The organism is Pseudomonas sp. S3_C06, from assembly GCF_054667675.1.
Genome location: NZ_CP162747.1, coordinates 1,424,988 through 1,443,632 on the forward strand (window position 1 = coordinate 1,424,988; position 18,645 = coordinate 1,443,632).

Sequence of the window (18,645 nt, forward strand, 5' to 3'; positions counted from 1 at the left end):
GCTGGCCGTCGAGGGCCTCGATTGACTTAAGCAAACATCCACGCGTTACGCCAGCGCCTAAACCAGCCGCTCGATCTTCTGATGCTGCCAGACCAATTTGTAATACAAGGTCTGCAACACCAGCATGCCCAGATACGCCACCGGAAACGCCATCCACACCCCCTGCAAACCGTACTGCCCGTCCAGCCAGTACGCCGCCGGCAGTTGCACGCCGACCACGCAAATGATCGCAATCACCACCGGCACCAACACCGTGCCGCTGGCGCGCATGATCCCGCCAATGATTGCCTGGAAGCCGAACACCAACAGGCTCCACAACATGATGTGCAGCAGATGCTCAGCCATCGCCCGGGTCGAATCCTCGGTCAGGAACAGGCCCAGCAACCAGTGCGACAACAGGTAACCGAGCACAATCAAACCGCCGGTCAGGCACACGTTGATCAGCAGCCCGGTGCGCAGAATCGGCCCCATGCGCTCCAGTCGCCCGGCGCCGATGGCCTGCGCACCGAGGATCGACGCGGTGATCGCAATCGACAAGGCCGGGAACTGCACATAGTTGACGATCTGTGTCACTGCGCCATAGGCCGCCGTCGCTTGCGAACCGTGCTGGTTGACCAGCGCCAGAATCACCAGCTCCGACAGCGACAGCACAATCATCTGCACCCCGGTCGGCAGGCCGATGCGCAACACCTTGCCGAGAATCGCCCCGTCGAGCCGTAGCGCGGCAAAAAACTCGCGATCCGGCGCCAGTGCATGGCCCTTGCGAATCAGCCGCCACGCCAGCCACGCCATTGCCGCCAGGTTGCCGGCCAACCCTGCGTACGCCGCACTCTGAATGCCCAGTTGCGGCAGGCCGAACCAGCCGCGAATCAGCGCTGGGGTCAGGGCCAGCCCGACACAGGTCGAGACCATCAGCGCCAGCAACGGCGACAGCGTATCGCTGACCCCGCGCAACAATTGCGTGAACAGTACGAACACCAGCAGCGACGGCAAGATCCACATCATCACGTGGGCATACGCCACTGCATCGTCGAGCACATCCGCTGGCGTCCCCAAACCCGCCAACGCCTGTCGCGCGAAAACGCTGCCAAGCACCGCCGCCACCAGACCAATCAACACGCCGAGCAACAACGTCGCCCCGGCAATCGCCTTGACCATGTGCGGTTCGCGCGCGCCCCACGCCTGACCGATCAACACCCCGGCGCCCGCACCGAGGCCGATCACCAGTGCGATAAAGAAGAACACGATGGGAAACATCCCCGACACCGCCGCCAGTGCCTGGGTGCCGAGCATCTGGCCGATGTAGATGCTGTTGACCGTGCCCGACATCGATTGCAGAAAATTCGACAGCACCATCGGCGCGAGGAACAGCAGGTAGGTGTGCCAGAGTGGGCGTTGGGCGACGGCTTGCATTGAATAGAGGTCCATCTCGACGGCGGGAGGGCTGATTGAGGATAGCTTCGGTGAGTTGCTCGCGGGGTGCAATTAACATTTCAAATCGGTGTTTATTACCGGTGCCCGCACCTGTGTAATGAGCACGGATCTATAGGTGTCGGTTCAGCGCTGTGGTAAACAACTGCCCACTTCCATTGCTCTCATTGAGGCTCTGTTCATGCCGCACGTTGCCAATCTGTTGACCGCCAGCCTACTCGCCCTGCTCGCCACCAGCGCTCACGCCGCCGCGCCCGCCGAAACGTTGAAGCCGTTGCTGGAAACACTCAACGAACGCCTGAACATCGGCGACCTCGTCGCGCTGACCAAATGGGACAGTGGCAAGCCGATTCAGGACAGCCCGCGTGAGGCGCAGGTCATTGCCAATGCCCGAGCGCTGGCCGCCGAGCACAAGCTCGACCCTGAAGACGTGGCGCAACTGATCGCGGCGCAAATGGAGGCGAACAAATTAGTGCAGTACGGGTTGCTCGCACAATGGCAGGCGGCCGCTGCCGCACCAGACACCCCGCGCCCCGACCTCGGTAAACAGATCCGCCCGCGTCTGGATGAACTGCAAACCCGTCTGCTGCAGCAATACGCCGAGTTCGCGCCGTATCGCCATGACGCGAATTGCCCGGTCTGGCTGGCCAAGGCGCGCAGTGGCCTGACCCACGATGCGTTGCATGAGTTGGCTTTGACGCGGGCGACCGGTGAGCTGTGCGTGCGATCAACCACCCCATGAAACGGGGGCTCGGGCATACATTGCTGGCGTCGATAGTCACCATCACGTCAATGAAGTTCTCATAAAAAATCCACGGCGTAACATCGGCTCCAGACAAACAACTACCCCTTGGAGCACACGATCATGAAACGCCAAACCCTTCTCAGCATCGCTTTTTCGGTTTTCGCCATTAACGCTTTTGCCGCCACCCCGGCACATACCCAGGTCGCTGAAGGCGGCTCGGACAAGTTGATTGAAAGTCGTGTTGCTGAGGGCGGTTCTGATCGTCTGCTCGAACGCCGCGTTGCTGAAGGCGGTTCCGATCGTCTGATCGAACGCCGCGTCGCCGAAGGTGGTTCCGATCGTCTGATCGAACGCCGCGTTGCCGAAGGTGGTTCCGATCGTCTGATCGAACGCCGCGTTGCCGAAGGTGGTTCCGATCGTCTGATCGAACGCCGCGTTGCCGAAGGTGGCGCTGATCGCCTGATCGAACGCCGCGTCGCCTAAACCACTGGCTTCATCGCAACCCCAAGAAAAAGCCCGGCCTGATCAGCCGGGCTTTTTCCTGCCCGCAACCATCCATTCCCCGACTGGTCACCCACCGCCCATTGCGCATACCATGCGGCCACAACTCCAAAACAGACCTCGCCTGCCCATGCTCAAAGCCAGTCTGCGTAGCCACCTCACCCTTTGGTTTGCCGGTTTGTCCCTGCTGACGCTGCTCAGCGTGGGCTTCTATGTCGGCCACATCGCCACGGAACAGATGAAGCAGGCCAGCGGCAATGCCTTGCTCAACACTGCGCGCTCGGCGGCGTCGTTACTGGGTGAGCAACTGCGCGAACGCCAGTTGGAGGTGTATCTGCTAAGCCGCGCGCCGCATCTGGAGCGGGGCGATCTGGACAACCCGGCGATTCTGAAATCGATGCAACTGCGTACCCAGGCCCGCGCCGAGTATGCGTGGATGGGCGTCACCGATGCCGAGGGCAAGGTGCATCAAGCGGTGAACGGCTTGCTGGTGGGTCAATCGGTGCAACAACGGCCGTGGTTCCAGGCCGGGTTGCGCGGGGAGTACACCGGCGATCCCCATGAGGCGGTGCTGCTGGCGAAAATGCTCCCGGGACTGCCGAACGGTGAACCACTGCGTTTCATCGATTTCGCCGCGCCGATCCATAACGCCGACGGCCAGGTGATTGGCGTACTGGGCGCACACGCGCACTGGAGCTGGGTGACACGCATTGTTGAGTCAGCGGCGTTTTCACATAAAAACTCAACACCGGATATCGAGGCGTTGATCATCGATCACGATGGCAAGATTCTCTATCCGGAAGCGCTGGCGGGTCAGCAACTGGCGGCGACGGACTCGGAATTGCAGGGGTGGACGGCGGGCAACGGCTTTCTCACCAGCATGGTCACCGTCCCAACGCCGTCGAGCACGGCGCTGTCGTGGTCGATCGCCGTGCGCCAGCCATTGGAAACTGCGCTGCAACCGGCGCGACTGCTGCTCTACAAACTGCTGATACTGGGCGTGGTCGCGGCCGTGCTGTTTGGCCTGGTGGCCTACTACCTGGCGCTGTATCTGAGCCGACCGATCGAACAGCTCGCGCATTCGGCCAGACAAGTCCAGAACAAACAGCCCGGCGCACAATTCCCGCTGCAACACCCGGTGCGAGAGATTGCTCAGCTCGGCCAGTCCATCGATGCAATGACGCAATCACTGCTCGGCAAAGAGCGCGAACTGCAAGAGGCCAATGCCTCGCTGGAAGCAACCGTCGCGCAACGCACCGCTGCGCTGACGCAGGCCAATGCCGAATTGCTGAGTCTGGCGACCCACGACAGTTTGACCGGCGTTTACAACCGTCGCCGTTTCGACGAGAAACTCACCGAATACACACTGCTGTTCCGCCGCACCGGACGTCCGTTTTCCCTGCTGCTGATCGATGCTGATCACTTCAAACGAATCAATGACACCCACGGTCACGCCGTGGGTGATGAGGTGCTGCAACAGTTGGCGCAGTTGATTCAGAGCAGCCTGCGCACCACCGATTTCGTCGCTCGTTACGGCGGCGAAGAGTTCGCCGTGCTGTTGCCGGAAATCGCCCAACCCGACACCCCGGAAGTGGTCGCCGAGAAGATTCGCGCGGCGGTTGCCGAGGCCGGTTTTCCTGCGGTCGGAAATGTGACGGTGAGCATCGGTGTCGGCCTGGCAGACCCGGCCGACAACAGCCACAGCGCACTGATCAAGCGCGCCGATCAGCAGCTCTATCAAGCCAAAGCGGCGGGTCGTAATCAGGTGGCGTGATCAGCCCTTCTTCACTTCGCAAATCCCGTTGGCCCTGTTCTTCCCGGTGTACGACACCGCAGGCGAACCGTCGGGATTGATGCTCAGGGAAATGGTCACCCCCGCACCTTTTGCTTCGAAGTAGTTGTCGTTGAATTTCTTCAACTGGCCTTCCTTGCCATTGATGTAGATCGGCCCGCCTGCATCCGCGTGCACTTCGATCTTGCCCGGGCACGTGGCGTTGAACATGGGGATGCTCGCGTGGGCGATTCCGGTGACCAGCAACAGTGGCGCTGCCAACAGCAAAGATTTCATGGTGGATTCCTTGAGTGCGACGGTGTGCCGACGCCTTAAGCAATACCGCAATTCCCTCTGCCCGGCCAGTGCCTTGTTGCCACACTCACGGTCAGGTATTGGTCTTCAACTTCGTCCACAAGCGCGTCGTCAGCCGCGCAATCTTCGCCGGCAATTCCTCTACCGTGAACAACTTCTCCATCACGCTGTTCGGTGGGTAGATCGCCGAATCCTGCCGCACGTCCGGATTGAGAAACTCACCGGCGGCAGCATTCGGATTGGCGTAATGAATGCTGTTGCTGATGTTGGCGATTACCTTCGGTTCAAGCAGGTAATTCATGTAGGCGTAGCCGTTGTTTTCATGCGGTGCGTTCTTCGGCATCACCAGCATGTCGAACCACAGCGTCGTGCCTTCGTCGGGGATCGAATAGGCGATGTCGATGCCGTTTTTGGCTTCCTTGGCGCTGGTAGCGGCCTGGACGATATCGCCGTTGAAGCCGATCACCACGCAGACGTTGCCGTTGGCCAGATCGCTGATGTATTTCGAAGCGTGGAAGTACTGAATGTACGGGCGGATTTTCAACAAGGCCTGCTCGGCTTTCTTGTAGTCCTCAGGCTCATGGCTGTGTGGTGGCAACCCCAGATAGTTGAGGGTGATCGGCAACACCTGCGTCGGGTTATCGATGAACGCAACGCCGCACTGGCTGAGTTTCTTGATGTTGTCTTCATCGAACAGCAGCTTCCAGGAGCGGGTGACATCGGTGTTGCCGAAGATCGCCTTGATCTTTTCGACGTTGTAACCGATGCCAGCGGTGCCCCACATATACGGGTAGCCGTACTGATTGCCGGGGTCGTTGACTTCAAGTTTCTGCATCAAGACCGGGTCGAGGTTCTTCCAGTTCGGCAGTTGCGCTCTGTCGAGTTTCTGGATTGCACCGGCCTTGATCAGACGCGACAGAAAGTGGTTCGACGGGCTGACCACGTCGTAACCGGTGTTGCCGGTCATCAACTTCGATTCCAGCACTTCGTTACTGTCGTGAATATCGTAGGTGGTTTTGATGCCGGTGGTCTGGGTGAAATTGGCCAACGTATCTGAGGCGATATAGCTGTTCCAGTTGGAGACGTTCACGGTTTCGTCGGCGCGGGCCGAGGTTGACGCAGCCGCGACGACGACGGCCAGGGAAAGTGGGTGGATGCGCATGGTCTGTCACCTGAGTTGAGTGGCTTTTGTTGTTGTGCGATAGGCGGAATTTCAGATTTCTGTTCTGGCCCTGACCGCCTCCACGCGCATGCGTAGCATGGCACCGATGTCGAAAAACGGACGCGGCGGCAGCCAGCCGGGATCGGCGCGCTGCATCACCGATTGCAGCAGCGGCGCGTCGATTCCCGAGGCCAGTTCCGCGAGCAGACGGCCCCATAACGTGCCGCGCGCCACCCCTGAACCGTTGCACCCGGCCACGGCGAAGACGCCCTCTTCCACCCGATCAAAAAACGCCTGACCGCTGCGACTGGCACTCAAGTGGCCGGTCCAGGTGTACTGAATGTCTTGCGCGCCGAGAAACGGGAAACGTCGTTGCAAGCCGCGAACATGATGCTGACGACGCACAGCGAGTTCGCGGCTGGAAAGGTCGCGCGTGCGGTATTCGGCGGTGTTGCGAATCACCACGCGACGATCCGGGGTCAACCGCACCGTGGCGCCCAGCGGTCGCGTCGACAGCACGCCCCACGGCTCAACTGCACCGATGGCGTTGAACTCCTGATCGGTTAGCGGCCGCGTGAGACTGGCGCTGAGTTCCATCGCAAATGTCGCGCTGTCGGCAATCCCGACCCGAGGAATAAAAGCGTTGAGGCACACCAGAACGCGATTGGCTTCGATGCTGCCTTGCGCACAATTGGCGCGCAGTCGCCCCTTTGCGAGGCGCTGCAGACCAGTGATGTCTGTGTTTTCGTAAACGCTGATATTGCCCGGCAAGGCATTGAGCAAACCTTTCACGTATTTCGCCGGTTGCAACAGGGCATTGCCGTTGCCACACCAGATCGCTGCCTCGTAGTGACCGGTGCCGAGCTTCTGCGCCAGTGCCGAACCTTGCACAAACTCCGCACGAGCGCCGAGCGCGCGCAGGGTCGCCAGTTTCGCGTCGACATGCTCGAGTTTGGCGCGGTCGTTGACGGCAAAGTAATAACCGCTGTCACGAAAATCGCAGTCGATCGCATGATGGGCGATTCGTTGTCGCACTTCCTCGCTGGCCGCGCGGGAAATCATCGTGTCGATTTCAAAACCGGCAAAACCCGGAGCGCCGATCAACTCGCTGTGCGCCGGATGCTCATGGGCGACTACGAATCCCGAATTGCGCGCCGAGGCGCCGTGCGCCGCACGTTGGCGATCGACCACCACGATGCGCGCCTGCGGATGCAGATCGGCAAGCGCATGGGCGGCACTCAGCCCGGTGATCCCGGCGCCGATCACCAGCCAATCGGCTTTTTGCGCGTCGCTCAGGCAACCGCGCTGCGGCGAACTGCCGGCCTGTGCGATCCAGCCACATACGTTTTCCATGCCCCACCTCATTCGACTGTCGTTCTGCGGCTTGCCTCTGCACATCCTTCATGCGTGAATCGCATGCAAGGCTTGAGAAGATCATCGCCAGAGATAGAATCTATAAGGTCTACAGCAGGCCGACCAACGCTATAAAATCATTGAGCCATTCAGAAAAAGCATGGATAAAATTCGCCACGTTCCTTCGCTACAAGCACTGCAAGCACTGGTTGAAGTCGCCCGCTGCGGCAGCTTCACCCGCGCTGCGCAAACCCTGTGCCTGACGCAAAGCGCAGTGAGCCGGCAGATCCAGCAACTGGAAAGCCACTTCAACGTCGCGCTGTTTCTGCGCACCAGCCGCAACCTTAGCCTGACCGCTGAAGGCGAACAGGTGCTGGCCAGCGCTCGCAGCATCCTTGAACAACTGAAGACGCTCGAGGAACGTCTTGCCCCGCAGCAACGCCCCTTCCGCATCCGCATGCATGTGTCGCTGGCGGTGCGTTGGCTGCTGCCGAAACTCAGCGACTTCTATCTGCGCCACCCCGACGTATCGCTAGCGATAGAAACCGTTGCCACCGAAGTTGTCGAACCGGGATATGAAAGTGACGCCTACATTCTTTATTTGCCGCAGCCATCGAGCGATCCGGATTGCCTGACGCTGTTCGAAGAAACGCTGGTGCCGGTGTGCTCCCCCACCCTCGCCGGGGCGCCGCGCTCGATCGACGAGTTGTTGCGCTTCCCGTTACTGCATCGCTCAGCCGATCGTCAGGCGTGGATTGAATGGCTGGCGGCGAATGAGGGAAAGCCGCTGGAGGATTACCGGCACATTCCATTCAACCTTGATGAATTGGCGCTGGACGCAGCGGCGCGGGGATTGGGCGTGGCGGTGACGGACATGACCCTGGCGGCAGAGTCGATCGAGCGTGGGGTGTTGGTGGTGCCGTTTGGCGAGCCGTTGAGGACGGGCGGGGTTTATTCGTTGTATTTGCAACCGGCGGCCGCTTCGCATCCGGAATGTAAGCGAGTTTTGCAGTGGTTCTCCGGACAAGCAAGTAACCCAGAACTGACGTCAGAGGCTTTCTAAAAAGCAACACAAGCCGTTACGATAAAACCTGTCAAACCAGGTTTTTTAGGAAAGAACATATGGAATTGGGAATCGCAACTGAATTTAGCCAACAGGAACTATTAAGGGCGCTCAAGGAGCCGTCCTTAAAGGTTGTGGCGCTTACTGGAGCCTGGGGGACGGGTAAAACATTTTTGTGGCGCGAGTCCAGCAAGGAAATCGCAAATCAGAAGCCGCTTGAGGTATCGGCATTTGGCATAACGTCGATTCTCGAACTAAAAAAAAGACTACTTCATGCTCTCCTCCCTACGGAAAATAATGTAGTCATAGAGTCAATAGACGCCGTCACCCAAGGACTAAAAGACGTTTTTAAAAAATTTTCCGGGATTACACTGGATGACGTAGCCTTACTAACTCTGCCAAGCAAGTTAAACGGGCGCATCATTGCGATTGACGACATAGAGCGAAAACACAAAAACCTAGACATAGAAGAGCTGCTTGGCTTCATAAACGAATACTCAGAAAAGTACGATACGCGCTTTGTACTTTTATTAAACACAGACGAACTTGAAGACAATAAAACCTGGCAAACGCTTCACGAAAAAGTAATAGACACAGAAATAGTTTTAAGCCCTCTGCCTGAAGACTCATTCAAAATCGCCGCACACGGAGAAAACGCCGAATACCTGGAACAAGTAAAAAATGCAATAACACTCCTTAAAATCACTAACATCCGGGTAATAAAAAGAGTTCTACGGGCGACATCGCTAATCCTCGAGAAACAAGCCGACCTGAATACCAGGGTTTATGAAAGCATTATCCCGCAGATTGTACTATTATCGTCCGCCCACTACCGAGGTATTAGAAACGAAATAACACTGGACTACATTCTTAACTTTAGTTATGCCCAATCCGGCGAGACCATAACACCACTAGAGATAAAGTGGAACAATACGGTCAATGATGTCAAATATAACCGAGATACTTTTAGCAGCCTAGTAGCTCAATATTTGAAGACAGGTGTAGTCAACCATCAGGAAATCACAAAGTACTTAGCACCCAGAAATAAAAACCTGAAAAAAAACCAACTCTCACAAAATGTTTCCACATTCCTGACAAATTATTCCTGGGACCCATTATTTAACACTCAGACAGCGATTAAGTTTTACGACTATGTAAAGCCTGTCGCCTATGAAGTAGAGGCTAGAGAGATTACCGAACTATGCCACTGCCTTCAGGAATTCCAGCTAGAAGAACAAGCACAATCTTTAATTGATCTTTGGATCAGCGCATTGCAGGATGATCCAAACGGAGCAAACAGGATTAGCCACTCCAACCCAAACTATCTTCACCCTAAAATAGTCGAAGTAAAGGAGCTCCTTAAAGAGCCTCCTCGCGAAGCTCCCACGCTGGAGCAAGCCATAAAAAACCTTAGCCTATCCGGCATAAAAGACCCAGAAGAATACACCTTCAAAAACTCAACTAGGCAACAATATATCGAAATCCTGGAAAGACTTCGCGGTGAAGACCTAAAAGTCTTCGCCGAATTTCACTTATATCGTGAAACCAATGAAAGAAGAGCGTTATGTATTGCAAGAGCTAACTTTAAAGCCGCTTGCTGGGAGATATTCGAGAAAGATCAAAACTCTCGGTTATCGAAGATACTGGAACGCGCTTTCCGCAGCGTCAAACTGGATATCACCAAAGAACCGGCAGAGTTAGAGAAATGATCCGATAGTGAATACCATTGGGCATCGAGCACTTTTTGAGGCGTTTTTTATACTACGCCTTACTCAATGCCCAATATCAACTTCACCAACGGAAAAGCTCTCTAAATAAGCCAACAGGTTGTCGAGCTTTTCCTCATCGCTCAGCCCCCAGAAAATCATCCGCGTACCGGGCACCACACCTTTCGGGTCCTTCAGATAGGCAATCAGCGTTTCACGATCCCAAGTCACCCCCGAGTTCTTCATCGCCTCGGAATACACGTAATTAGCCGAGGTACCGGCGGGCCGCCCGATGATGCCGTTGAGTTGCGGGCCGAATCCGGGACGGGCCGATTCGCCAACCTGATGGCAGCCGCCGCACAGACGCGGGAAGATTTTCGCCCCGGCTTCGGGGTCGCCTGCGGCATGGCTGAACGTACTGAACAGGCTGGTGGCGAGCATCACGGCGAGTGACAGTGCAGCGGTGTTTTTCATCGAGGGTTCCGGGTCGGTCTGCATCGGGCGGCGCAAGGGTAGCATTTTGTTTTTACCGGTAAGCGCCAATGATCCTGCTGATTTTGATCAATGCCTGGCGCAACACATCCATCTCTACCGAACCCAGCGCAAGCCGAATCGCATGCGGCGCATGGCCCGACACCGAAAACGGCTCGGCGGTGGTGACGGAAATCTGCTCGTGCATCAGCTCGACGACAATCTGGTCGGCGCGCACATCCTCCGGCAACGGTAGCCACAGGAAATACGACGCCGGATGGCCAACACTGGGCAATCCTTTCAACACTTCGGCCGCCAGCGCCTGCCGCGCCTTGGCATCTTTGCGTTTCTGCTCCTCGAGCAACGTCACTGTGCCGTCGTCGAGCCAGCCACAGGCGATGGCGGTCATGACGCCCGGCGTGTTCCAGGTGGTGGCGCGGATGATGCGTTCCAGTGCTGGCACCACGTCGGTCGGGGCGGCAATGAAACCGACGCGCAGGCCGGTTGCGATGTTTTTCGACAGACCCGAGACATACACCGTGCGCTCCGGTGCCAGATCGATCAGCGTACGCGGTGGGTTTTCCACCAGAAATGCGTAGGCCGCGTCTTCGATGAGGGTCAGATCATGCCGTCGGGCAATCGCCACCAACTGCTCGCGCTGTGCCAATGGCGTCACCCAGCCCAGCGGATTGTGCAACGTCGGCATGCTGTACACGGCACGCACCGAGCGGCTGCGGCAGAGTGTGTCCAGCGCCGCGAGATCCGGCCCTTGCGCGCTGACCGGAATCGCCACGACTTCCAGATGCAGCGCTTCGGCCAGTACCTTGAAGCCGGAATAGGTCAGGGCGTCGGCAGCAATCACATCGCCGGGTTTGAGCAATGCCATCAACGTGACGGCGAGGCCTTGCTGGGCGCCATTGACGATCAGTACTTGCTCAGCGTCGACAGTCACCCCGCGCGTCAACAGATGCCGAGCGACCGACGCACGTTCGTGGGCACGGCCGGCGTGCGGTTGATAACGCAACAACGCTTCCAGGTCGCCCGACAACGCCAATTGGCGCAACGCGCTGCGCAACAAATCGGCCTGACCGGGCAACGACGGGTAATTGAAATTGAGGTCGATCATGCCGACCGCCACGTCTTTCTGATCGATGCCCTGCCCCGGCGACAGCGAGGTTTCGCGGACAAACGTGCCGCGCCCGGTTTCGCCGCTGACCAGGCCCATGGCCTCCAGCTCCGCATACACCCGCGAGGCCGTGACCAGCGCCAGCCCTTCCTCAGCAGCCAGTTGCCGGTGAGTTGGCAACCGCGTACCCGGCGGCAACTGCCCCGAACGAATGTCGGCAGCATAGGCATCGACGATGGTCTTGTAGCGCGAACGTGGCATGCCTGATGTATCCATGACAATTCTTTGATTGTGCTGATTCTCGGCTCTAGCATGACCGCAACGCAACCCACTTCTGAGCGTGATCTGCTATGGAACGGACTTCGAATCTGACGACCCCGGCACTGGAAAAAACCAGTGGCTGGATCAATGGTTTTATCGGCGTAGTGATCTTCAGCGGTTCGCTGCCGGCCACGCGTCTGGCGGTGCTGGAGTTCGATCCGGTGTTTCTCACCGTGGTCCGCGCTGCCATCGCCGGGGTGTTGGCTGTCGCGCTGTTGTGGCTATTTCGCGAACGGCGCCCGGCGCGCGATCAGTGGCTGTCGCTGTTGATTGTCGCGCTGGGCGTAGTGCTCGGTTTTCCTCTGCTGACCGCCCTGGCGCTGCAACACGTGACGTCGGCGCACTCGATTGTGTTTGTAGGATTGCTGCCACTGGCCACAGCGATTTTTGCTGTGCTGCGCGGCGGTGAGCGGCCGCGACCGGTGTTCTGGATTTTCTCCACTCTCGGCAGCGCTTTGGTCGTCGGTTTCGCCTTGGCACAAGGCCTGACTGCCTCACCCACCGGTGACCTGCTGATGCTCGCCGCCATTCTCGCCTGCGGCCTCGGCTATGCCGAAGGCGCGAAGCTGTCGCGCGCCCTCGGCGGCTGGCAGGTGATTTGCTGGGCGCTGGTGCTGTCGCTACCGCTCATGGCGGTTTTGAGTCTGTGGCTGGCGCCCGCCTCGTTCAACACAATCAGTCTGTCGGCGTGGCTGTGTCTGGGCTATGTGTCGCTGTTCAGCATGCTGATCGGTTTTGTGTTCTGGTATCGCGGTCTGGCCCAGGGCGGGATTGCCGCGGTCGGTCAGTTGCAATTGCTCCAGCCGTTTTTTGGCCTGGCGCTGGCGGCGACGCTGCTGCATGAACACGTCAGCCTCGGCATGCTTGCCGTGACGCTGGGTGTGATCCTGTGCGTGGCCGGGGCGAAGAAATTCGCCAAATGATCCTCAGGCGCCGGCCTTCCACTCGCGAGGGCTGAGCCCGGTCTTGCGCCGAAACGCCCGGGCCAGCGCCGAAGGACTTTCGTAACCGACCTCCTCGGCAATCAGCGCAATCGGCTTGCCTTCACGCAAGCGTTTCTGCGCCAGACTGACCCGCCAGCTCAGCAGATAATCGGCCGGAGTCTGCCCGACGACCCGGCGAAACTGCTCGGCAAATCCGGCGCGCGACAGGTTGGCGACAGACGCCAGATCCGCCACGCTCCAGGGCTTTTGCGGTTGCTCGTGCATCAGGTTCAAGGCGCGGGAAAGACGCGGATCGGCCAGCCCGGCGATCATCCCCGGTTGCTGCTCGCGACTGCTGATCAAATGCCGCAACAGCAGAATCACCAGCAGTTCGAACAGTCGATCCATCACCGCCACGCGCCCGCAATGCCCTTCGAACGCTTCCTTGAACAGCCATTCGACGGTGTTGGCCAGCTCCGGAATGTCCGTCAGTTTCAGCACCAGGTAATCCGGCAGTGCCGCCGCCAGTGCATTACCGGAACCGCCATCAAACATCAGCGTTGCGCAAACCACCTGAGTGTCCATGGCTTCGTCGGCAAACATGCGATGGGCGAAGGGTCTGGGGAAGAAGATCAGCGACGGCTCACTGAGGCGGATCTCGCGTTCGCTGCCCGGCTTGAGCAGCAACTCGCCGGCCTGCAACAAATGCACATGGCCGACCGGTTCATTTTCATGAACCGCGACGCCGCAGAACGTGCCGCTGTGAAAAGTGCCGGCCGTCACACCGAAATGGCTGAGCAATGTTGAAAGGCGATCCATGGACGACTCCAAGGGCATATCTGGACGATCTGCCGCATATCCTCGACGATTTGCCGCCAATCCACCAGCCTCGCTCAATAACATGGCCTCCATCCCCGGCGCACTACGCACCGGACTTTCGGAGAATCACCATGAGCCGCATCCACGCAATCAGCCTCGAAACCGCCACCGACGCCACCCGCCCTGTGCTGGAAGGCGTGAAAAAGAAAATCGGTTTCCTGCCCAACGTCTTCACCACCCTGGCCAAAGCGCCGGTGGCCCTCGAAACCTACGTGCAAGCCTCGGCGATCCTCGGCAAAACCTCGCTGAGCGCCCAGGAAAAAGAAGCGGTGTACCTCGCCACCTCCCAGGTCAACGGTTGCGACTACTGCCTGGCGGCCCACACCTTGTTTGCCGGCAAGGCCGGGCTCTCGGCGCAAGACATCGTCGCCGCCCGCCAAGGCGAACTCAACGCCTACGCCACCCTCGCCCGTCAGCTGACCGAAAGTCGCGGCCATTTGAGCGATGCACAGATCGCCGCAGCCCGCACTGCCGGCATCGACGACGTGAAGATCATTGAAGTGATTGCACTGGTGGCCGTGCAGAGCCTGACCAACTACCTGAACAACGCGGCGCTGACCGATATTGACTTCCCCGCCATCTGAGTCCGGCCACACAAAACCTGTTGGAGCTGACCTGCTCGCGATAGCGGTGTGTCATTCAAAGCATCTTTGAGTGACACACCGCTATCGCGAGCAAGCTCACTCCCACAGAAAAGCAAAAAATAACGCCCACTTCACACCGAGGAGCTTCTAACCACTCAACAGGATGAGCGTTAGCTCGGCTGCAGCTCTTGATCTTGATCCACGGGCGACGTCGGAAGGCTGAGTGGAGGGATTCATCCGGGGGTGGGAGCGCAGCGACCGTTTGGCGCAGCCAAATGCATCGAGAGGAGGTGCAGCGAAGCAAACCGGAGGCGATGCGCCCGGAGGGATCCCGGAGCGAAGGAACCCCGAGCCCCAGCGAGCGGGCCGCACGTAGGAGCAAGCGTTTTTTTGCTTACTTTTTTTAGGCGTTTGTAAAAAAAGTGAGTCGCCGTAAGGGCGAAACCCTAAGCCGCCGTGACCGCAGCAACGGATATGTACCCGGTCAGCCAGATAATCAGTGATGCTCCTCACCCGCCCGCTTCAGCAACTTCTTGCACCGCTCAGACAAATGAAACACCTGCAAATGCTTACCCGCCTTCGCATAGCGCTCGCGCAAAGTCTTCAACGCCGCAATCGCCGAATAATCAACAAAACTCAAATGCCGACAATCCAAAGTCACCCGAGCCGGATCATTGGCCGGATCGAACTGATTGAGAAACGGCGCAGTCGAGGCAAAAAACAACGTGCCATGCAGACGATAAAGCTTGCTGCCGTCAGCCTCCAGATGCTCATCGGCATACAGCTCACGGGCCTGCTGCCAAGCAAAGTTAAGCGCGGCGATAATGATGCCGCACAGCACCGCAGTGGCCAGATCAGTGAACACGGTGATAGTGGTCACAGCGATGATCACCAGCACATCGTTGAGCGGCACTTTGTTCACCACCCGCAATGACGCCCAGGCAAAAGTCTGCTGCGACACCACAAACATCACACCGACCAGCGCCGCCAGCGGAATACGCTCGATCAGCGGCGACAGGAACAGAATGAACAACAGAATCAGCACCCCGGCGACCACACCGGACAAACGCCCGCGCCCGCCGGAACTGAGGTTGATCACGGTCTGACCGATCATCGCGCAACCGCCCATGCCGCCGAACGCACCCGAGACCATATTCGCCGCACCGAGCGCCACGCACTCGCGATCCGGGTAGCCACGGGTTTCGGTTATTTCATCGGTGAGGTTCAACGTCAGCAGGGTTTCCAGCAGACCGACCAGCGCCATCAGAATCGCGTAAGGCGCAATGATGCGCAGGGTTTCGAAATTCCACGGGATGTCCGGCAAAGCGAAGGTCGGCAAGCCACCGGCGATGTGCGCCATGTCGCCAAGGGTGCGGGTCGGCAGGCCGAACAGATAGACCAGCAGGCCGACGCCGAGGATCGCCACCAGTGCCGGCGGCACCGTTTTTGTCAGACGCGGCAGAATGTAGACGATGGCCATGGTCAGCAGCACCAGCCCGGTCATCAGGTACAGCGGCGTACCGCTGAGCCAGTCTTCGCCGCTCTTGAAATGCTCCAGTTGCGCCAGGGCAATGATGATCGCCAGGCCGTTGACGAAACCGAGCATCACCGGGTGCGGCACCATGCGCACCAGTTTGCCCAGGCGCAGCAGTCCGAACGCCATCATGATCAAACCGCCGAGCAACACCGTCGCCAGCAAATACTGCACACCGTGCTGCACCACCAACGCGACGATGACCACCGCCATCGAACCCGCCGCGCCGGAGACCATGCCCGGCCGGCCGCCGAACAACGCCGTCAGCGTGCAGATGATGAAAGCGCCGTACAAGCCCATGAGCGGATTGAGGTGCGCCACCAGCGCGAACGCAATGCATTCGGGCAACAGGGCAAACGAGGTGGTGAGTCCGGCCAGGACATCGGCGCGCAGACGAATCGGTTTCATGGCTTACCTGACTGAGCGGCCGACGAGCGCGGCCGCGGGTGTTCGGGGAAAAGAGGGTTGCGGATGTTACGGAATTGTTCCGGATCGAGCCAGTGAACGCTGACACCTGTCGGCTCGGGCTTTATGCTGGCGCGCTCCTGTATTCATCGAGTTCGACATGTCTGCATTTCTGACGTCCCGCGAAGTGTGCCAGCGTTTGCGTGAAGCGGCGCTCGGTGTGCTCGCGTTCACAGTCTGCGAAGCACCTGCCGAGACTGGGCTGGTCACAGTCGATATCGACGGCTGGCGCCTGCTGCTGGATTTTGCCGGGGGGCGATTACATCACTGTGAACACGCCCGCAGCGACGATGGACAAGAAGGCTCGCTAGAGCGCTGGCAGCGTTTTGGCACCGACCCGGTGAGCCTGCTCAGTACCTGGGAATTGGCGCAGATCGAGCAATTGCTCAAAGCGCCGACGAACGAGGTTGCTCAATGATGGCACTCTGCCCATAATTCGCGCCCTCCTCTATTCCCACGCAAGGAACTGCCGTGAAGAAGTCGCTGTTGTTGATCCCGATGCTGGCTCTGCTGCTGCAAGGGTGTGGCATGACCATGACCCGCTACGAGCCGAGTTTCGAGAACGTTCAGAAGCTCAAGCAAACCCCGCCGCTGCATGCGATCAGCAACCCTCAGGTTACCGCCGAATCCGGTGAAGGTTCGCTGGTGGTGCGTGCCAATCCGGTTCGCTCACCGTCTGGCAGCATCCCGGCGCACATTCAGGACGCGATCACCGAAGAACTGCGCAAGGCCGGTCTGCTCGATCCGCAGGCTCAGCGTCAGTTGAAAGTGCTGGTGGTGAAGAACGAACTGTCCGCCGGCATGGGCACGGGCGACGGCAAACTGGCTGCTCGCTTCACCCTGCTCAATGGCAACGATGTGGTGTACGACGCGACCAAGAATGTCAGCAGCCAGTGGAGCAGCAGCTTCTTCGGTTTCATTGCGATCCCGAACGCGGTCAACGCTTACAACCCGATGGTGCGTGACCTGCTGAAGGAACTGTACAGCGATCCACAGTTCATTCAGGCCCTGAAGTAAGGGCAAAAAAAAGAGCCGCGATTGCGGCTCTTTTTTTTCGCTTCAAACCCGTGGAATACCGGTTTCGAGCGCCGAGTACTTCAGGTTTTTGTTATCAACCATTTGCTTGAGCAACGCGTTGACCTGACGGGTAAAGGTGTCATTCACCGCGTCTTTAGGCGTGTTGGCCATCAGCGGAATGAACCAGATGCCGATCCAGGTGCCGATCGCATCGTGGTTGCTGGCGGTGGTCAGGGCCTGACCCGATCCGTCCACGGCTTCGAGGCTCATGGTGTACTGATCGGTGCCGTACGCCGGGATTACCATCATGCTGAAGCCGCTGATGAAGGCCAGCACCATGGAGCCTGCATTCGGCGGATGGTTGTACATTTTCAGACGCAGGCTGTAGTCGCCCGGCTGCTTCTGGAACTCGTCCAGAGTGACACGGCCGAACAGGCCCGAGTCAGTGAGGATTTTTTGCAGCTGTGGTTTCAGTTGATCACGTGCCTGCGGCACTTCCACGGCGGAACCACTTTTCGGCTCGCCCTGATAGAAATCGAAATCGACGTAGACGTTTGGCTTGTTGGCGTAGCTGGCCATCGACGGCATGGTCACCGGCGCCACTTCGTCTTTGGTGAAACTGGCACAACCGCCCAGCGCAAGTACCAGCCCCAGCGCCAGAATTTTCCCGAATTGCATGATGTCCGTCCCTATGTGTACACGACCAAATGATGGCATTGAGCCTTCATTGCGAAGGCCGGGCGGATTCTAGAGAGAGAGGCCTTCCAGCGAAAGCCTGAATTGGCGAAATCGGCAAAAAAATTGCTCAGCCCTGCCGCAAGTCGAGGATGTAGGTGTAATACCCGCTGTCGCGTACGTAACCGAGGGATTCGTACAAGCCTTGCGCCTTGAAGTTGTCCGTGGCGGTTTCCAGCACCAGGCCCTTGGCACCGGTCGCCAAGGCAAAGTCACGCGCAGTGTTCATCAACAGTCGGCCAACCCCGCGCCCACGGGCGGCGGGTGCAGTGAACAGGTCGCTGAGCAGCCAGGTGCGGTGGGCATCGATTGACGAGAATGTCGGATACAGCTGCACGAAACCCAGCGCTTCACCGTGTTCATCCTGAGCAAGAAAAATCGCCGATTCGCTGGCAGCCATGCGCTCAGCGATGAAGGTTCGCGATTGCACAAGGTTCGCCGGCTGCTGGTAAAAACCTCGATAAGCGTCGAATAACGCCGCCACCGCATCCAGATGTGTCGCGTCGGCTCGCACGGCCTGAAGAGTCATACGCCCGCTCCGTT

General features: G+C 58.6%; 19 protein-coding genes. 9 read left to right on the forward strand and 10 right to left on the reverse strand.

The genetic code is table 11. The features are described 5' to 3' along the window. Positions 1-57: 57 nt before the first annotated feature. Positions 58-1,413 carry an MATE family efflux transporter gene (locus tag AB4N44_RS06115; protein ID WP_460109705.1) on the reverse strand — a complete coding sequence of 452 codons (1,356 nt, stop codon included), beginning with the start codon at positions 1,411-1,413 and terminating at the stop codon, positions 58-60. Between the two features lie 199 nt (positions 1,414-1,612). Between AB4N44_RS06115 and AB4N44_RS06120 the strand changes: the two genes are divergently transcribed. From AB4N44_RS06120 to AB4N44_RS06130, 3 genes are all read left to right on the forward strand, one after another. Continuing rightward, positions 1,613-2,173 (forward strand): chorismate mutase, encoded by a 561-nt coding sequence (locus tag AB4N44_RS06120; protein ID WP_460109702.1) that lies wholly within the window; start codon positions 1,613-1,615, stop codon positions 2,171-2,173. Positions 2,174-2,296: 123 nt separating this feature from the next. Further along, positions 2,297-2,659, forward strand: coding sequence for a hypothetical protein (locus tag AB4N44_RS06125; RefSeq protein WP_160040928.1), 363 nt, complete (start codon positions 2,297-2,299; stop codon positions 2,657-2,659). Positions 2,660-2,807: 148 nt separating this feature from the next. Next, positions 2,808-4,451 (forward strand): sensor domain-containing diguanylate cyclase, encoded by a 1,644-nt coding sequence (locus tag AB4N44_RS06130; protein ID WP_460109699.1) that lies wholly within the window; start codon positions 2,808-2,810, stop codon positions 4,449-4,451. Here AB4N44_RS06130 and AB4N44_RS06135 read toward each other — a convergent pair whose 3' ends face one another. From AB4N44_RS06135 to AB4N44_RS06145, 3 genes are all read right to left on the reverse strand, one after another. Continuing rightward, positions 4,452-4,745 (reverse strand): hypothetical protein, encoded by a 294-nt coding sequence (locus tag AB4N44_RS06135; RefSeq protein WP_460109697.1) that lies wholly within the window; start codon positions 4,743-4,745, stop codon positions 4,452-4,454. Positions 4,746-4,836: 91 nt separating this feature from the next. Continuing rightward, on the reverse strand, positions 4,837-5,925 hold the full coding sequence (locus AB4N44_RS06140; RefSeq protein WP_460109694.1) for a polyamine ABC transporter substrate-binding protein: 1,089 nt from the start codon (positions 5,923-5,925) through the stop codon (positions 4,837-4,839). A 51-nt stretch (positions 5,926-5,976) separates the two neighbouring features. Beyond that, positions 5,977-7,278 carry an NAD(P)/FAD-dependent oxidoreductase gene (locus AB4N44_RS06145; RefSeq protein ID WP_460109691.1) on the reverse strand — a complete coding sequence of 434 codons (1,302 nt, stop codon included), beginning with the start codon at positions 7,276-7,278 and terminating at the stop codon, positions 5,977-5,979. 160 nt (positions 7,279-7,438) lie between these two features. Between AB4N44_RS06145 and AB4N44_RS06150 the strand changes: the two genes are divergently transcribed. Both AB4N44_RS06150 and AB4N44_RS06155 read left to right on the forward strand, forming a co-directional pair. Then, on the forward strand, positions 7,439-8,341 hold the full coding sequence (locus AB4N44_RS06150; RefSeq protein ID WP_460109689.1) for a LysR substrate-binding domain-containing protein: 903 nt from the start codon (positions 7,439-7,441) through the stop codon (positions 8,339-8,341). Positions 8,342-8,400: 59 nt separating this feature from the next. Next, positions 8,401-10,050, forward strand: a complete 1,650-nt coding sequence (locus AB4N44_RS06155) for a hypothetical protein (RefSeq protein WP_460109686.1) — start codon at positions 8,401-8,403, stop codon at positions 10,048-10,050. A gap of 63 nt (positions 10,051-10,113) precedes the next feature. Here the strand turns inward: AB4N44_RS06155 and AB4N44_RS06160 are convergent, their stop codons facing one another. Both AB4N44_RS06160 and AB4N44_RS06165 read right to left on the reverse strand, forming a co-directional pair. Next, on the reverse strand, positions 10,114-10,521 hold the full coding sequence (locus tag AB4N44_RS06160; RefSeq protein WP_460109684.1) for a c-type cytochrome: 408 nt from the start codon (positions 10,519-10,521) through the stop codon (positions 10,114-10,116). A gap of 52 nt (positions 10,522-10,573) precedes the next feature. Next, positions 10,574-11,905, reverse strand: coding sequence for an aminotransferase-like domain-containing protein (locus AB4N44_RS06165; protein ID WP_150775046.1), 1,332 nt, complete (start codon positions 11,903-11,905; stop codon positions 10,574-10,576). Between the two features lie 89 nt (positions 11,906-11,994). On the opposite strand from AB4N44_RS06165, the gene AB4N44_RS06170 reads away from it, so the two are divergent. After that, on the forward strand, positions 11,995-12,888 hold the full coding sequence (locus AB4N44_RS06170; RefSeq protein ID WP_127928875.1) for a DMT family transporter: 894 nt from the start codon (positions 11,995-11,997) through the stop codon (positions 12,886-12,888). A 3-nt stretch (positions 12,889-12,891) separates the two neighbouring features. Here the strand turns inward: AB4N44_RS06170 and AB4N44_RS06175 are convergent, their stop codons facing one another. Continuing rightward, positions 12,892-13,707, reverse strand: coding sequence for an AraC family transcriptional regulator (locus tag AB4N44_RS06175; protein ID WP_127928877.1), 816 nt, complete (start codon positions 13,705-13,707; stop codon positions 12,892-12,894). 131 nt (positions 13,708-13,838) lie between these two features. Here AB4N44_RS06175 and AB4N44_RS06180 point away from each other — a divergent pair, with 131 nt between their 5' ends. Further along, on the forward strand, positions 13,839-14,351 hold the full coding sequence (locus AB4N44_RS06180) for a carboxymuconolactone decarboxylase family protein (protein ID WP_150750776.1): 513 nt from the start codon (positions 13,839-13,841) through the stop codon (positions 14,349-14,351). Between the two features lie 496 nt (positions 14,352-14,847). On the opposite strand, the gene AB4N44_RS06185 is transcribed toward AB4N44_RS06180, so the two are convergent. Continuing rightward, a complete protein-coding gene (locus tag AB4N44_RS06185; RefSeq protein ID WP_150750775.1) occupies positions 14,848-16,293 on the reverse strand; it encodes a SulP family inorganic anion transporter in 1,446 nt (481 codons plus the stop codon). Positions 16,294-16,450: 157 nt separating this feature from the next. Between AB4N44_RS06185 and AB4N44_RS06190 the strand changes: the two genes are divergently transcribed. Together AB4N44_RS06190 and AB4N44_RS06195 are read left to right on the forward strand one after the other, a co-directional pair. Continuing rightward, positions 16,451-16,768, forward strand: coding sequence for a DUF7693 family protein (locus tag AB4N44_RS06190; protein ID WP_127928882.1), 318 nt, complete (start codon positions 16,451-16,453; stop codon positions 16,766-16,768). 53 nt (positions 16,769-16,821) lie between these two features. Next, the gene (locus AB4N44_RS06195; protein WP_007908120.1) at positions 16,822-17,367 is read left to right on the forward strand and encodes a hypothetical protein; all 546 of its coding nucleotides are present in this window, start codon (positions 16,822-16,824) and stop codon (positions 17,365-17,367) included. Between the two features lie 42 nt (positions 17,368-17,409). On the opposite strand, the gene AB4N44_RS06200 is transcribed toward AB4N44_RS06195, so the two are convergent. Both AB4N44_RS06200 and AB4N44_RS06205 read right to left on the reverse strand, forming a co-directional pair. Then, on the reverse strand, positions 17,410-18,045 hold the full coding sequence (locus AB4N44_RS06200; protein WP_150775043.1) for a hypothetical protein: 636 nt from the start codon (positions 18,043-18,045) through the stop codon (positions 17,410-17,412). 127 nt (positions 18,046-18,172) lie between these two features. Next, positions 18,173-18,631: a GNAT family N-acetyltransferase gene (locus tag AB4N44_RS06205; protein WP_160040940.1), complete on the reverse strand. Its 459-nt coding sequence runs from the start codon at positions 18,629-18,631 to the stop codon at positions 18,173-18,175. Positions 18,632-18,645: the final 14 nt, after the last annotated feature.

Excerpts from the sequence above, each read along its gene's own strand:
- AB4N44_RS06115 (WP_460109705.1), bottom strand. The coding sequence starts at position 1,413 with ATGCAAGCCGTCGCCCAACGCCCACTCTGGCACACCTACCTGCTGTTC.
- AB4N44_RS06120 (WP_460109702.1), top strand. The coding sequence starts at position 1,613 with ATGCCGCACGTTGCCAATCTGTTGACCGCCAGCCTACTCGCCCTGCTC.
- AB4N44_RS06125 (WP_160040928.1), top strand. The coding sequence starts at position 2,297 with ATGAAACGCCAAACCCTTCTCAGCATCGCTTTTTCGGTTTTCGCCATT.
- AB4N44_RS06130 (WP_460109699.1), top strand. The coding sequence starts at position 2,808 with ATGCTCAAAGCCAGTCTGCGTAGCCACCTCACCCTTTGGTTTGCCGGT.
- AB4N44_RS06135 (WP_460109697.1), bottom strand. The coding sequence starts at position 4,745 with ATGAAATCTTTGCTGTTGGCAGCGCCACTGTTGCTGGTCACCGGAATC.
- AB4N44_RS06140 (WP_460109694.1), bottom strand. The coding sequence starts at position 5,925 with ATGCGCATCCACCCACTTTCCCTGGCCGTCGTCGTCGCGGCTGCGTCA.
- AB4N44_RS06145 (WP_460109691.1), bottom strand. The coding sequence starts at position 7,278 with ATGGAAAACGTATGTGGCTGGATCGCACAGGCCGGCAGTTCGCCGCAG.
- AB4N44_RS06150 (WP_460109689.1), top strand. The coding sequence starts at position 7,439 with ATGGATAAAATTCGCCACGTTCCTTCGCTACAAGCACTGCAAGCACTG.
- AB4N44_RS06155 (WP_460109686.1), top strand. The coding sequence starts at position 8,401 with ATGGAATTGGGAATCGCAACTGAATTTAGCCAACAGGAACTATTAAGG.
- AB4N44_RS06160 (WP_460109684.1), bottom strand. The coding sequence starts at position 10,521 with ATGAAAAACACCGCTGCACTGTCACTCGCCGTGATGCTCGCCACCAGC.
- AB4N44_RS06165 (WP_150775046.1), bottom strand. The coding sequence starts at position 11,905 with ATGCCACGTTCGCGCTACAAGACCATCGTCGATGCCTATGCTGCCGAC.
- AB4N44_RS06170 (WP_127928875.1), top strand. The coding sequence starts at position 11,995 with ATGGAACGGACTTCGAATCTGACGACCCCGGCACTGGAAAAAACCAGT.
- AB4N44_RS06175 (WP_127928877.1), bottom strand. The coding sequence starts at position 13,707 with ATGGATCGCCTTTCAACATTGCTCAGCCATTTCGGTGTGACGGCCGGC.
- AB4N44_RS06180 (WP_150750776.1), top strand. The coding sequence starts at position 13,839 with ATGAGCCGCATCCACGCAATCAGCCTCGAAACCGCCACCGACGCCACC.
- AB4N44_RS06185 (WP_150750775.1), bottom strand. The coding sequence starts at position 16,293 with ATGAAACCGATTCGTCTGCGCGCCGATGTCCTGGCCGGACTCACCACC.
- AB4N44_RS06190 (WP_127928882.1), top strand. The coding sequence starts at position 16,451 with ATGTCTGCATTTCTGACGTCCCGCGAAGTGTGCCAGCGTTTGCGTGAA.
- AB4N44_RS06200 (WP_150775043.1), bottom strand. The coding sequence starts at position 18,045 with ATGCAATTCGGGAAAATTCTGGCGCTGGGGCTGGTACTTGCGCTGGGC.
- AB4N44_RS06205 (WP_160040940.1), bottom strand. The coding sequence starts at position 18,631 with ATGACTCTTCAGGCCGTGCGAGCCGACGCGACACATCTGGATGCGGTG.